The sequence below is a fragment of the Streptacidiphilus sp. PAMC 29251 genome (assembly GCF_054208735.2).
Map to the genome: position 1 here is coordinate 7,330,334 of NZ_CM135725.2, position 13,637 is coordinate 7,343,970.

Genomic DNA, 13,637 nt, shown 5'->3' on the forward strand with positions numbered 1-13,637 from the left:
GTGGTCGTCCGCGGACCTTACTGGGTCTGAGCTGGGCCAAGTGAAAATGTGGCGTAGCTCACGTCCAGCTGGGCAATTTCTGGGGACCCTCTCCCCGTTTAGCTGATTGACTGGGGAAACGGGGAGGAACTCCCCGGATCCGTAACCTCTGATTAACCGCACCGATACAACCCACAGACCAACCCCCAATACGTCAGTACCCGACACGTCAGTAGAGGAGCGCTCCATGGTCGCGACAGCCGTCACCCGCGGTGCCGCCCCCCGGCTGCGTGCCGACGCCACCCGCAACCGTGAGCGCATCGTCGCCGCGGCGCAGGAGGCCTTCATAGAGTTCGGCCCCGACGTCCCCCTGGACGAGATCGCCCGTCGCGCCGGCATCGGCAACGCGACGCTCTACCGGCACTTCCCGGACCGGCGCGAACTCGTCCGCAGCGTCGTCCTCTCCGTTCTCGCCACCATGGCCGACGAGGCCGAGGCCATCGTGGACGCCGCCCCGGACGCCTTCACGGCGCTGGAGGGCTTCGTCCACGGGGCCGTGGAATGGAAGGTCGGGGCCCTCTGCCCCATGCTTTCCGAGTGGATGGACCCGGCCCAGCCGGACATCCGCGCCGCTCAGGACCGCCTCGACATCGTGGTCGCGGGCGTTGTCCACCACGCCCAGGCCGAAGGCAGCCTGCGGACCGACGTGGGGCCTGGCGACATCCTGATCCTTGCCTCCCAGATCGCCCGTCCGCTGCCGGGCGTCGGGTCCGTCGACCACGGCGGCTTCGTGCACCGGCACCTCCAGCTCGTCCTCGACGGGCTGCGCGCCCCCCAGCGTTCGATTCTTCCCGGTAGCCCGGCGACTCTCGCGGACCTGCGCGCGAGCTGCCTGGCCACCCGTACCGAGCACCACTGACGCAGCTTCAGTACCGGCGCGCAACCGAGCGCGTGCCGTCCTTAGTTCAAGCCTTTCCTAGACAGCCATGGGAACACTCATGTCCAACCTCAGTAAGTCAGACCAGCCAGTTCAACCCGCACCGGACCCGCAGCGCTGGAAGGCGCTGATCTTCATCGCCATCGCCCAGCTGATGGTGGTCCTCGACGCCACTGTTGTGAACATCGCCCTTCCGCACGCCCAGGTGGACCTGCACATCTCGGACGCCAACCGGCAGTGGGTCATTACCGCCTACAGCCTCGCCTTCGGCGGTCTGCTGCTCTTCGGCGGACGCATCTCCGACCTCTGGGGCCGTAAGCGCACCTTCATACTCGGTCTGATCGGCTTCGCCGCGGCCTCCGCGCTGGGCGGCGCGGCCGTGAACGAGGGGATGCTGCTCGGCGCCCGCGCCCTGCAGGGTGTCTTCGGCGCCCTGCTCGCCCCGGCCGCGCTGTCGCTGCTCGCGGTCACCTTCACCGAGGCCAAGGAGCGCGCTGCCGCGTTCGGCATCTTCGGCGCCATCGCCGGCGCCGGCGGCGCCGTCGGCCTGATCCTCGGCGGTGTCCTCACCCAGTACGCCAACTGGCGCTGGGCCCTGTTCGTGAACATCTTCTTCGCGATCATCGCCGCCGTCGGCGCGGTGCTGTACATCCACGAGCGTGAGGACGGCCGCAACCGGGACCGGCTCGACATCCCCGGTGTGCTGCTCGCCACCACCGGTCTGGTCTCGCTGGTCTACGGCTTCACCAAGGCCTCCACCCCCGGCGACGGCTGGGGCGCGCCCATCACCATCGGCATGTTCATCGCCTCCGCCGTGCTGCTCGCCGCCTTCGTGGTGGTCGAGGGCAAGGTCAAGGCGCCGCTCCTGCCGCTCCGGGTCATCACCAACCGCAACCGCGGTGGCGTCTACCTGTCGCTGGGCCTCGCCATCATCGGGATGTTCGGCCTGTTCCTCTTCCTGACCTACTACCTGCAGCAGGTCAAGGGCTACACCCCGGTCATGACCGGCGTCGCCTTCCTGCCGATGATCGGCGGCATGATCGTCGGCTCCACCCAGATCGGCGCCCGCCTGATGAACCGGGTCCCGGCCCGGATGCTGATGGGCCCCGGCTTCCTGGTCGCCGCCGTCGGCATGCTGTTCCTGGCGCAGCTCAAGGTCGACAGCTCCTACGCCGAGGTGCTGCTGCCCGGCTTCCTGCTGCTCGGTCTCGGCATGGGCAGTGCGTTCATGCCCGCCATGAGCCTGGCCACCTACAAGGTGCAGCCGCGTGACTCGGGTGTCGCCTCGGCGATGATCAACACCTCGCAGCAGATCGGTGGCTCCATCGGCACCGCCCTGCTCAGCACCATCGCCGTCAACGCCACCACCAGCTTCGGCAAGACCCACGGTGCCGGCACCCCGGCGCTGCTCGCCCAGGCCCAGGTGCACGGCTACGCCACGGCCATCTGGGTGGCGGTCGGCATCCTCGTCATCGCCGCGGGTCTGGCCTTCAGCCTGATCAACGCGGGCCGCGACGCGGTCGCCCCGCCGACCGGCGGCGCCGGTGAGGAGATCGGCGAGGCGTCGATCCCGGTCATCGCGCACTGACACCAGCTCTGCTGGACCGAACGGCGGCCCCGTCTCGAAACATTGAGGCGGGGCCGCCGTTTGCCGTTCCACCGCGTTCAAATTCCATTGCGGGGGTGCCGACCACCGTGGCTAGATAGTCCTACGACCGGTCGACAGGCCGGTCGTAGGCAGTGGAGAGGAGGCGGTCACCATGCGGGTCGAGTTGTATCGCGGGCGTTTCAGCGCCTGCTCCTCCCCGAGGCGACGCCCCTCCACTGCCTGCTCCCGTCCCAGGCGCTGAGCCCTTCACACTGAAAGCCCCTCACGCCGAGCGGCGGCTCTCCCCACTGACTTTCCCCACCCACCGACCGCGGAGGTCGATCTCGCATGTCGTACAACGAAGTTCCGGGCGTCCGGGTACCGATCCGGATGTGGACCGACCCGGCCGCGGTCGAGGGCCAGGCCATGCAGCAGCTGCGGAACATCTCCTCGCTGCCGTGGATCAGCGGCCTCGCCGTCATGCCGGACGTCCACCTGGGCAAGGGCGCGACCGTCGGTTCCGTCATCGCCATGAAGGGCGCGGTCTGCCCGGCCGCGGTCGGCGTCGACATCGGCTGCGGTATGAGCGCGGTCAAGACCTCGCTCACCGCCCGCGACCTCCCGGACAACCTGGGCCGGCTCCGGTCCCGGATCGAGGAGGCCATCCCGGTCGGCCGCGGCGCGCACGCCGAGGTCGTCGACCCGAGCAGTCTGAACGGTTTCCAGGCCGCCGGATGGGACGACTTCTGGTCCCGTTTCGACGGCATCGCCGAGGCGGTGAAGTGGCGGCGCGAGCGGGCGATGTCCCAGATGGGCACGCTCGGCGGCGGCAACCACTTCATCGAGGTCTGCACCGACACGTCGGGCGCGGTCTGGCTGATGCTGCACTCCGGCTCCCGCAACATCGGCAAGGAACTGGCCGAGCACCACATGGGCGTCGCCCGGACGCTGCCGCACAACCAGGGCCTGGTCGACCACGACCTCGCGGTCTTCATCTCGGACACCCCGCAGATGGGCGACTACCGCCAGGACCTGTTCTGGGCGCAGGAGTACGCCAAGAACAACCGGGCGGTGATGATGGCGCTGTTCCAGAACGTGCTCCGCAAGGAGTTCGCCAGGGCGAAGGTCACCTTCGACCCGGTGATCAGCTGCCACCACAACTACGTCAGCGAGGAGCGCTACGACGGCCAGGATCTGCTGGTCACGCGGAAGGGCGCGATCCGGGCCGGCGCGGGGGAGTTCGGCATCATCCCCGGTTCCATGGGCACCGGTTCGTACATCGTCAAGGGTCTGGGCAACGAGCGGGCGTTCAACTCCGCCTCGCACGGCGCGGGTCGGAAGATGAGCCGTACCGCGGCCAAGAAGAAGTTCGGCGTGCGTGATCTGGAGGAGCAGACCCGGGGCGTGGAGTGCCGCAAGGACTCCGGCGTCGTGGACGAGATCCCAGGCGCGTACAAGCCGATCGAGAAGGTCATGGCCCAGCAGACCGACTTGGTCGAGGTCGTGGCCCAGCTCAAGCAGCTGGTCTGCGTCAAGGGCTGACCGCACGAAGCCGGGTGGGGGTGCGGCGGCTGAGGCCGCGCCCCCTACGTGCGTACCAGGTCCAGCTGCAGCCAGTGGGCCAGGGAAGTGATCTCGCTGTCGACAGCGGTGGACATCGCCCTGGTGAACGGCTCGTCCTCGTGGATCGCGTGCACCCGCAGGACGCCCGCCTTCCGGTCGGCCATCGCGTCGAGCTTTCCGACCAAGCGGTCGGCGTACAGGATCGGCAGCGCGTAGTACCCCCACCGGCGCTTGGCGACCGGCTTGTACATCTCCAGGCCGTATTCGAACGCGAACAGCTCCAGCAGCCGCCTGCGGTCGTGGATCAGCCGGTCGAACGGCGACAGCAGCGCGGCTCGGCCGGTGAAGGGCTGCCCGAGCTGCTCGGGGTCGACGCGCCACTCGCCCTTGACGCCCTCCACCACCGCCGGCTCGCCGATCGGCCCGACGTCGTACGGCTCGATGGGGACCTGCGTCGTCCTGGCACGGGCGATCCCCAGGGCCCGCAGTCGGCGCTCGTTGCGGCGGAGCAGTGCCTGGTCCGAGGGAACCACCGGGTCATCGGGGTAGATCCGCTCGGCCAGATCCCACAGCCGGTCCCGGCCCAGCCGGCCGGCGACCGCGACCTCACCCCTCGCCGACATGACTTCCAGCAGCCGGATGACGTTCTGGTTGTTCGTCCATCCGGTCGACGTCCAGGACACCGCGCAGGTGTCGGGAATGCTGCGCGAGGGCAGCGGCCCCTCGACGCCCAACCGGGCCAGGATGTCCTGTCGGCAGGCTTCATTGGCCTGTACCCAGGCGCGGTTGCGCCGCTGCCAGTCGGCCACCGGCGGCAGCTTGTGCCGTTCGGCCATCTCGGCGCGGTACAGCGCCAGATCACCGGCCGGCCGGATCGTCGCCATCAGCTCGATCAGCGACCGCTGCTGCAGGGCGCCGGCCAGGTCGGTCGGAGCGTACGCCGAGCCGAGCCGGCTCCACGCCACCAGGTCGGCCGTCGGCGCGACCGCCGCGGTCGGGTCGATCTGCAGCAACGTGAGGTGCTGCACCAACTCGACCAGCCCGGCCGGCCGCCGCCGGTCCAGCAACTGCGCGCGCACAGCGATGCGGCGCGCGTCGCGGAGTGAGAGGCGGTGGATGGTCACCGCCCGAGCCTACTGACAGCATGCGGACGGTGGAATCCGCGGCCGGTGAGGAGTTGGCATGTCAGAGGAGGTCCTGTGGGAGCGCGACCTGCACCAGCGCGGTTCCGGTTCGGCGCTCGCGGCCGGGGGCGACTGCGTCGTCATACACGAGCGCTGGACCCGACTCGTCTGATCCCAGCGAGCAGGTGGAGCGATACCGCGTGGATGCCTTGGTCTACGAGGCCATGGTGGAGCGTCTGGGGATCCCGAACAGCCCTGGCCGGTCCTGCGGGTCTGTTTCGACGGCGGGCATGCGGTGTACGTCATGTATGCCGGGCCCGGGCTGTCCTGGGCCGAGCTCATCCATCTTGCAGAGAGCGAACAGGAGGGCGGCGAGGGTTTGTCCGACGCGTCGCAGCGGCTGATCGCCCTGCTGCCGATGCTCGGTGACGCCGACACGCCTGGCGAGGCGCGGGACATCGTGGCGCAGGCCCTGTCCCGTCGTGGCATCACCGCCGGCCAGGCCCAGGCCCTGGCCGACGCCCTCAACTGACCTGCCGCGCAAGCTGGTGCGGGGGCCGGGGGACCACGACCAACGCTGATGGAAGTGACCGGCCCCCACATCTCGGAACGCTATCGGGGCGGGGGTCGGAACGCCGTAAGTATTGCGGGGTAGCCGCGGGTGCGGGGGCGGGGCCATGATGAGCCCATGAAGGCTGCATGTCGCGCCTGGGAACAACTGGAATCCTGGGCCGACCTCCGCAATGCCCCAGCCAGTTGCGGCCAGGGCCGGGCCCTGGTCACGGATCTCAGCGAGATCGCCCACCTCCACAACGACCACGACGCCGATCTGCACCTGACCCATGAGGCCATCGAGCGGATGCAGGCCGAACTGGAGCAGTCCACCGCCGTGCGGCTGCATCCGGGCACCGACTGGATCACTTTGCGGCTGGACTGCGACCAGGACGCCGAGTTGATGGTCTCCCTGGTCAGCGTCGCGCTCCAGGCCCATGCCCGCCCCCGGCCGGAGACGTCGACGAGTCCGTGCAACCGCGGACACATCAGCATCCTGCAGTCCGGGCAGGCGACCGCGGGTACGGAGCAATCCGAACCACCGAGGAGGACGCATGTCCCTCGACTTGTACGAAGACGAAGCCGTCCACAAGGTCGCTGAGCGGCTCAAGGCCAACTACCGCGGCCGGTACCGCCCGGACACGGTCGAGAGCACCGTCGCCGCCGCCCGCGAGCACTTCCACGGCTCGCCGATCCGCGACTTCATCCCGGTCCTGGTCGAGCGGCGCGCCCGCGCCGAGCTGGACCACCGGCCCCTGCGCCGCGGCTGACCTACCGGCCGCCCGCGTTCCAGCGGCTGAGCAGGGGCTCGGCCAGGTGGCGGGCGGCCCGGGGCAGGGTCTGGCCGTGTTCGGCGAAGAGCAGGTCTCTGGACGGGTACTGCCCGAGGTCCGCGGTGACGCTGGCGGACAGGTCGCAGGAGGAGCACGCCCCCGGGCGGCTGGTCGCTCCGTCCCAGTCCAGCGCGGTGCGCGACAGGGCCTCGAACATGGTTTCGCTGCCGACGTTGGTGAAGCCGCCTGCGGAGGCCGCGCTCAGCTCCGGCAGGCTGCCGAAGAGCTCCGAGGCCTGCAGCCAACCGCCGTCGAGGGCGAACTCGGGCCAGGCCAGCACCACCGTGTCCGGGACCAGGGCCCGCAGCCGGGGGAACCGCGGATACCAGAAGGCGCCGTCCACCAGCAGGCCCCGTACCCGGGTCGGTACGCCCGAGGCCCGCGCGACCGCCTCCAGCACCGCCAAGCGCTGGCTGCAGGAACCGCGCCCGCGCCGCAGGGTCCGTGACACCGGCTGCCGCTCCTGGACCGAGTACACCGGTCGGATGCCCGCGACGATGGCCGTGTGGGCGGACCGCAGCAGGCCCAGTTGACCCAGCGGACCGTCCGGCTGCTGCACCTGCAGCTGCTCCAGCAGGCGGCGGACCCGCCAGTGCTCCCAGTCCAGGATCTCGGTGGGCAGCAGCTCGGCCCGGTCGGGCTCTGCGGTCGCAGCGGCGCGGTGTTCACGGCTCTATTCTGCCTGCGAAGAAGCGCAGGTCAGCCCACGGCCGGTCAGCCCACCGCAGGTCAGCCCACCGCCGGGTAGGCGGCCAGTGGGCTCTTGGCGCTCGGGGCCAGGCCGACGCTGCCGTCCACCAGGGTCGGGGCGATGCCCGGGACCGTCGCCCGGGCGGCGCCGGTCCGGGCGTCCAGGACCAGGGGGCCGTCGGCGGTGGTTCCGTACGCCGCGCCGTGCCAGACGGCGGTCAGCGACGGGACCAGCCGGGTGGCGCCGGAGGCCGGGTCGGGAATCTGCCAGTGCTGCTTGCCGGTGGCGGCGTCGAGGCCGTACAGATGGTCGCCGGCGCTGTTCTGGCCGTTGCAGAGCAGCATGGAGACGCCGTCGTAGCGGCAGCCGGCCGCGTTCTGGGTGGTGTTGGGCAGGGGGGTCTTGTCCCCGCTGTCGGCCTCGACCAGGTAGGAGAAGCCGGACGGACCGCCGCTGCCGTTGACCACGGTGACCATGCCGAGCCCGGCGGGGCCGATCGCCACCTGGGCGTCGGTGTCCTGCCCCTTCCACTTCCACTTCTGGCTTCCGTCGCTGAGCCCCAGGCCGACCAGGGCGCGCTCGGTTCCGGCCGCATCAGCGGAGGAATCGGAGGAGTCCGAGGAGCCGGAGGAGCCGGAGGAGTTGGCGGCCGCGGTGCCGACGACCGTGTCCTCGGCCACCGCGGCGGCCTCGAAGCCGTCCTTGTGCCACACGGTCCGGTGGGACATCAGGTCGATGCCGAAACTGGCGCCGATGTGGTCACCGTCGGTCAGCGTCACCACGGCGGTGTTGCCGTGGAAGCCGACGACGTCCGCGGTCAGGCCGCCGGCGCCCAGGTCGGTGGCCCAGTCCGGCAGGTCGGTGAGCTGCGTGGTCCACACGGCCTGCCGGGTGGAGGTGTCGACCGCGACCAGCTCCACACCGGCTCCGCCGGGGGTGGAGCCCTGGGCGGCGACCGTCACCGGGAAAGCGTCCAGCACCAGGCTGAGGGTGCTGTCGCCGACGGCGGCGACCAGCGGGGCCGGCAGCGCCGCGCCGCTGTTGCCGGCGGCGTTCGCCACGGCCGCCTTCGGCCGGACCGTGACCAGCACCTTGCCGGTACGGGTGTCCACCACCTGCAGGCCGGCCCGGCCGGCGACATAGGCGTCGGTGCCGACCAGGGCGACCGCCCCGGTCGACGAGGGCAGCGGGACGGAGGCGGTGCTGAACTTCAGCGGCGGGTTGTAGCTCCTCACGGAGGGGTCGGCCGGGTTGGTCGCCGCGACGAAACTGCTGGTCGGATCGGCCCCGGGCCCGCTGTGACCGCCGCAGGCGCCGACCAGCAGCAGCACCGCGAGGGCTCCGCCCACCTGCGCGTACGTCCTGCTGAGCCGCCGTGCCCGCATCCGAGATTCCCCCGTCAGAAACTTGTTCGAGGCCGTGCCCCCTCACCGGATCTTACGAGGTAGGACTTCCGGAGTTCAGTCGATTGAGTGCCGCCGGACATCCGCGGGTCGGTGCTTCCGCCTGTGAGGACGCCAGTATCGGGCCTAGGGTTGCCCCTGACCGACCACAGTGAGGGAGAGCGCGGCCATGGCCCAGCGTGTACGCGGAGTGATCGCACCCGGCAAGGGTGAGCCGGTCCGGATCGAGACCATTCTCGTCCCCGACCCGGGGCCGGGCGAGGCGGTGGTACGGGTCCAGGCGTGCGGGGTCTGCCACACCGACCTGCACTACCGCGAGGGCGGCATCAACGACGAGTTCCCCTTCCTGCTCGGCCACGAGGCCGCCGGGATCGTCGAGTCGGTCGGCGCGGGCGTCACCGAGGTCGCCCCCGGTGACTTTGTCATCCTCAACTGGCGCGCGGTCTGCGGCCAGTGCCGGGCCTGTCTGCGCGGACGGCCGCAGTACTGCTTCAACACCCACAACGCCAAGCAGAAGATGACCCTGGAGGACGGGACCGAGCTCTCGCCCGCCCTGGGCATCGGCGCATTCGCCGAGAAGACCCTGGTCGCGGCGGGGCAGTGCACCAAGGTCGACCCGGCCGCCTCCCCGGCCGCTGCCGGGCTGCTCGGCTGCGGAGTGATGGCGGGCCTGGGCGCGGCCGTCAACACCGGCAACGTGTCGCGCGGCGACAGCGTGGCGGTCATCGGCTGCGGTGGGGTCGGCAACGCGGCGATCATGGGCTCCCGGCTGGCCGGCGCGTCCAGGATCATCGCCGTCGACATCGACGACAGCAAGCTCGCCACCGCCCTGCGGCTGGGCGCCACCCACACCGTCAACTCCCGCGCCGGCGACCCGGTCGAGGCGATCCGCGAGCTGACCGGCGGCAATGGCGCGGACGTGGTGATCGAGGCGGTCGGCCGCCCGGAGACCTACCAGCAGGCCTTCTACGCCCGTGACCTGGCCGGCACGGTGGTGCTGGTGGGCGTCCCCACGCCGGAGATGACCCTGGAGCTGCCGCTGCTGGACGTGTTCGGTCGCGGCGGCGCGCTGAAGTCCTCCTGGTACGGCGACTGCCTGCCCTCGCGCGACTTCCCGATGCTGATCGACCTCTATCTGCAGGGCCGTCTCGACCTCGACGCCTTCGTCTCCGAGACCATCGGCCTGGAGGACGTGGAGGCGGCCTTCGCCCGGATGCACCGGGGCGAGGTCCTGCGTTCGGTGGTGCTGTTCTGATGGCCGCGCGCATCGAGCACCTGGTCACCTCGGGGACCTTCGACCTGGACGGCGGCAGCTGGGCGGTCGACAACAACGTCTGGCTGGTCGGCGACGACAGCGAGGTCCTGGTCATCGACGCCGCCCACGACGCGGAGGCCATCGCCGCGGCGGTGGGGGAGCGGCGGCTGGTCGCGATCGTCTGCACGCACGCCCACAACGACCACGTCGACGCCGCCCCGGCCCTGGCCGAGCGCACCGGGGCGCCGATCCTGCTCCATCCGGACGACCTCCCGCTGTGGAAGCAGACCCACCCCGACCGGGCCCCGGACGCCGAGCTGGCCGACGGGCAGCGGATCACCGTGGCCGGCACCGGGCTGACCGTCCTGCACACGCCGGGCCACAGCCCCGGGGCGGTCTGCCTCTACGCGGACAATCTGGGCACGGACGGCCTGGGCACGGACGGCCTGAGCACGCTGTTCTCCGGCGACACCCTGTTCTGCGGCGGCCCGGGGGCGACCGGCCGGTCGTTCTCGCACTTCCCGACCATCATCGACTCCATCCGCGACCGGCTGCTGACCCTCCCGGGGGGAACGGTGGTGCGCACCGGCCACGGCGACTCGACGACGATCGGCGCGGAAGCGCCGCAGCTGGGTGAATGGATCGCCCGAGGCCACTGACCCGGCGCCACTGACCCGGTGCCACTGACCGGGCGTCATGCGCGCGCCTTCCCTGGGTGGGCCGGACCTTCTCGGCATAGTTGATATGCCCGGAGATGTCCGATTCCGGGCACCCCCAGGGAAGGGCGCGCAGCACTCCATGCCAGCCAGTGACGAACAGGACTTCCCCGTCGACCGCGTGGTCTTCGGATTCGGTGCGGTGGCCGTGCTCGCCGTGGTGGCCTGGGGCGCCTTCGGCCATCACTCCCTCGACCGCGCCTCGATCACCGGTCTGAACTGGGTGCTGCACAACTTCGGCTGGCTGTTCGTGGTCGCCGCCGACGTCTTCCTGGTGCTCTGCGTGCTGCTGGCGTTCAGCCGCTACGGCCGGATCCGGCTCGGCGCGGACGAGGACGAGCCCGAGTTCACCACGCTGGCCTGGGTGGCCATGATGTTCAGCGCGGGGATGGGCATCGGCCTGATGTTCTACGGCGTCGGCGAGCCGCTCCAGCACTATGCCGCGCCCCCGCCCGGCACCGGGGTCAAGGCGCTGACCCCGGCCGCCGCGCAGACCGCGCTGCAGTACTCGCTGTTCCACTGGACCCTGCAGCCCTGGGCCATCTACGGGGTCGGCGGCCTCGCCCTGGCCTACGCCACCTTCCGCAAGGGGCGCGGCAACCGGATCAGCTCCGCCTTCGTGCCGCTGCTCGGCGAGCGCGGCGCCAAGGGCTGGCCGGGACGGGCCATCGACCTGCTGGCGGTCTTCGCCACCGTCTTCGGCTCCGCCACCAGCCTCGGCCTGGGCGCCCTGCAGGTGGCCCAGGGCCTCGGCGTGATCGCGCACGTCAAGGACTCCCAGTCGGTCCAGCTGATCATCATCGGCTCGCTGACCGCCGCCTTCGTGCTCTCCGCCTTCTCCGGGGTGCACCGCGGCATCAAGTGGCTGAGCACGGCGAACGTGGTGCTGGCGGCCGTGATCATGCTCTTCGTCTTCATCCTCGGCCCCACCATCTACGTGCTGGACGCCATCCCGGCCACCCTCGGCGGCTACCTCGGCGACCTGCTCACCATGTCCACCCGGACCGGGGCCTTCACCGACGAGGACTGGCTCGGCGCGTGGACCATCTTCTACTGGGCCTGGTGGCTGTCCTGGGCGCCCTTCGTGGGCACCTTCATCGCTCGTATCTCGCGCGGCCGGACCATCCGCCAGTTCCTGCTCGGGGTGCTGCTGGTGCCCAGCGGCGGCACGGTGCTGTGGTTCTGCGTGATGGGCGGCAGCGCGATCCGGCTGGACTCGACCGGCGCGGCGAAGCTGGTGGACACCGCGACCGGCCCCGGCGGCGCGGAGGCCGCGCTGTTCGGACTGCTCAAGGCGCTGCCGCTGGGCTCGGTCACCTGCGTGGTCGCGGTGCTCCTGGTGATGACCTACTTCATCACCAGCGCGGATTCGGCCTCGCTGGTCCTCGGCTCGCTCTCGCAGAGCGGCGCGCTGCACCCGCGGACCTGGCTGGTCGTCAGCTGGGGTGTGCTGATGGGCGCGGTGGCCGCGGTGCTGCTGGTCGCCGGAGGCCTGGAGGCGCTGCAGCGGGCCACCATCCTGGTGGCGCTGCCCTTCGTCCTGGTGATGCTCGCCCTCTGCTGGGCGCTGATCAAGGACCTCAGAACGGATCCGGCCGCCGCCCCGTCCCGGCTGCACACCCACCCGCAGGGCCTGGCCGCCGCGATCCGCGCCGCGGTGGGAGACGCCCTGGCCGGTCGGGAGTGACGCCGGCGGCCCTGGCGCGCCGAACGGCTCAGAGCACCGTCCCGGTCACCACCGCCGCCTCGGCCGGGAACCGCGGCATCGGGATCGGCAGCTGCCGGGCCAGCGCCGGATAGGGGGTGGAGATCAGCGTGTAGTCCTCGCCCAGGGTCTGCACGGTGATCTCCGTCGGCTCCTGCCCCAGCGCCAACTGCATGGCCGCCCACGGGAAGTTGACCCCGCACCGGGACAGCTGGTGCAGCCCGCCGGAGGGCCTGGTGTTGATGTCGAGCAGCATCGGCACGCCCTGGTGGTGCCGGAACTGAACATTCGTCAGATAGGCCAGGCCGAAGGTCTCCACCAGCAGCACGGTCGGTTCCAGATAGGCCGGGTCGAGGGTGAACCCGCGCCGCCGCCCGTCCTTGCTGCGCCCCACCGCCGCGCGCAGCCGCCCGTCCGGGCCGGCCAGGCAGTCCACCGAGACCTCGGGGCCGGCCAGGTGCGGCATCACCAGCCAGTCCACCGGGCGCTCCCGGCCGTCCCGCTCCAGCGCGCCCACCACGTCGTCCAGCGGGACGTACCAGCTGGGCGCCCCGCCCAGTCTGGCCAGCGAGAACGGCTTGCGCGACAGCATCCGGAAGCCCTCGCCGCCGGCGCCGGTGACCGGCTTGAGGCAGGGCGTCCCGCCGTCCGCCTCGATCCGCTCCACCGCGTCCACCAGCTCGGCCGCGTTCTGCACCCGCCACCAGGGCGGCACCGGCAGCCCCGCCGCCGCCAGTTCCACATAGGCCGTGGCCTTGTCGTTGAACAGCTCGATCGCCGCCGTCGGCGGGCTCAGCACGGTGGTGCCCACGGCCGCGAAGTCGGCCCGGTGGGCGGCGACGGCCTGCTGGTGCAGCCGGGGGAGGAACAGCGTGATGCCCTGCCGGGTGCAGTAGTCCAGCGCGAACTCGACGTACGCCGCAGGTGAGAGCCCCTCGGGTTCCAGTGAGGAGACATCGGCGGCCCGCAGCACCGGTGAGTCCGCGTCGACGTGGGTGGCGTGGACCTCCAGCTCGACGTCGTCCCGGTTCTCTCTCAACAGGCCGATGAAGAAGGCGTTCTCGGCGTAGGTACGGTTCAGCCAGATGCGCAGCGGGTGGTTCACGCGGTGTCTCCAGGACGAAGGCCGGCAGGGCGGGGAAGGGCTTCGTGGCGACACTGGTTCACGGCACCAGCCTCTTCGCCGGCGTCGTGGCCATGGTCGGGTGCGACCGCACATATGGCAGGGGCGGGGATACCTGGGCATCGGGGGGTCGTGGGCGTATCAGATCACGTCGCGGGGTGGTTGCGC

At 70.9% G+C, this 13,637-nt stretch carries 13 protein-coding genes; 9 read left to right on the top strand and 4 right to left on the bottom strand.

Annotated elements, in window-relative coordinates; all coding sequences use genetic code 11:
• Nucleotides 1–226: 226 nt before the first annotated feature.
• The 3 genes from ACXKR8_RS34780 (at nt 227) to ACXKR8_RS34790 (ending at nt 4,046) form a co-directional block, all read left to right on the top strand.
• Nucleotides 227–898, top strand: a complete 672-nt coding sequence (locus tag ACXKR8_RS34780; RefSeq protein WP_458268525.1) for a TetR/AcrR family transcriptional regulator — start codon at nt 227–229, stop codon at nt 896–898.
• A gap of 79 nt (nt 899–977) precedes the next feature.
• On the top strand, nt 978–2,504 hold the full coding sequence (locus ACXKR8_RS34785; protein ID WP_458268526.1) for an MFS transporter: 1,527 nt from the start codon (nt 978–980) through the stop codon (nt 2,502–2,504).
• 348 nt (nt 2,505–2,852) lie between these two features.
• Nucleotides 2,853–4,046, top strand: coding sequence for an RtcB family protein (locus ACXKR8_RS34790; protein ID WP_458268527.1), 1,194 nt, complete (start codon nt 2,853–2,855; stop codon nt 4,044–4,046).
• 44 nt (nt 4,047–4,090) lie between these two features.
• On the opposite strand, the gene ACXKR8_RS34795 is transcribed toward ACXKR8_RS34790, so the two are convergent.
• Nucleotides 4,091–5,191: a DNA glycosylase AlkZ-like family protein gene (locus ACXKR8_RS34795; protein WP_458268528.1), complete on the bottom strand. Its 1,101-nt coding sequence runs from the start codon at nt 5,189–5,191 to the stop codon at nt 4,091–4,093.
• 304 nt (nt 5,192–5,495) lie between these two features.
• On the opposite strand from ACXKR8_RS34795, the gene ACXKR8_RS34800 reads away from it, so the two are divergent.
• From ACXKR8_RS34800 to ACXKR8_RS34810, 3 genes are all read left to right on the top strand, one after another.
• Nucleotides 5,496–5,723, top strand: coding sequence for a hypothetical protein (locus ACXKR8_RS34800; RefSeq protein WP_458268529.1), 228 nt, complete (start codon nt 5,496–5,498; stop codon nt 5,721–5,723).
• A 156-nt stretch (nt 5,724–5,879) separates the two neighbouring features.
• A complete protein-coding gene (locus ACXKR8_RS34805; protein ID WP_458268530.1) occupies nt 5,880–6,344 on the top strand; it encodes a luciferase domain-containing protein in 465 nt (154 codons plus the stop codon).
• Nucleotides 6,298–6,513: a three-helix bundle dimerization domain-containing protein gene (locus ACXKR8_RS34810; protein ID WP_458268531.1), complete on the top strand. Its 216-nt coding sequence runs from the start codon at nt 6,298–6,300 to the stop codon at nt 6,511–6,513. The genes ACXKR8_RS34805 and ACXKR8_RS34810 overlap by 47 nt, the downstream gene beginning before the upstream one ends.
• Nucleotide 6,514: 1 nt before the next feature.
• Here the strand turns inward: ACXKR8_RS34810 and ACXKR8_RS34815 are convergent, their stop codons facing one another.
• Together ACXKR8_RS34815 and ACXKR8_RS34820 are read right to left on the bottom strand one after the other, a co-directional pair.
• Nucleotides 6,515–7,135 (bottom strand): transglutaminase domain-containing protein, encoded by a 621-nt coding sequence (locus ACXKR8_RS34815; protein WP_462099959.1) that lies wholly within the window; start codon nt 7,133–7,135, stop codon nt 6,515–6,517.
• A 170-nt stretch (nt 7,136–7,305) separates the two neighbouring features.
• The gene (locus ACXKR8_RS34820) at nt 7,306–8,652 is read right to left on the bottom strand and encodes a hypothetical protein (RefSeq protein ID WP_458268533.1); all 1,347 of its coding nucleotides are present in this window, start codon (nt 8,650–8,652) and stop codon (nt 7,306–7,308) included.
• Nucleotides 8,653–8,839: 187 nt separating this feature from the next.
• Between ACXKR8_RS34820 and ACXKR8_RS34825 the strand changes: the two genes are divergently transcribed.
• From ACXKR8_RS34825 to ACXKR8_RS34835, 3 genes are all read left to right on the top strand, one after another.
• The gene (locus tag ACXKR8_RS34825) at nt 8,840–9,925 is read left to right on the top strand and encodes an S-(hydroxymethyl)mycothiol dehydrogenase (protein ID WP_458268534.1); all 1,086 of its coding nucleotides are present in this window, start codon (nt 8,840–8,842) and stop codon (nt 9,923–9,925) included.
• Complete coding sequence (locus tag ACXKR8_RS34830) at nt 9,925–10,584, top strand: MBL fold metallo-hydrolase (RefSeq protein ID WP_458268535.1); 660 nt, start codon at nt 9,925–9,927, stop codon at nt 10,582–10,584. The genes ACXKR8_RS34825 and ACXKR8_RS34830 overlap by 1 nt, the downstream gene beginning before the upstream one ends.
• Nucleotides 10,585–10,723: 139 nt before the next feature.
• Nucleotides 10,724–12,328: a BCCT family transporter gene (locus ACXKR8_RS34835; RefSeq protein WP_458268536.1), complete on the top strand. Its 1,605-nt coding sequence runs from the start codon at nt 10,724–10,726 to the stop codon at nt 12,326–12,328.
• 28 nt (nt 12,329–12,356) lie between these two features.
• Here ACXKR8_RS34835 and ACXKR8_RS34840 read toward each other — a convergent pair whose 3' ends face one another.
• Nucleotides 12,357–13,451, bottom strand: a complete 1,095-nt coding sequence (locus tag ACXKR8_RS34840) for an ATP-grasp domain-containing protein (protein WP_458268537.1) — start codon at nt 13,449–13,451, stop codon at nt 12,357–12,359.
• Between the last annotated feature and the right edge of the window lie 186 nt (nt 13,452–13,637).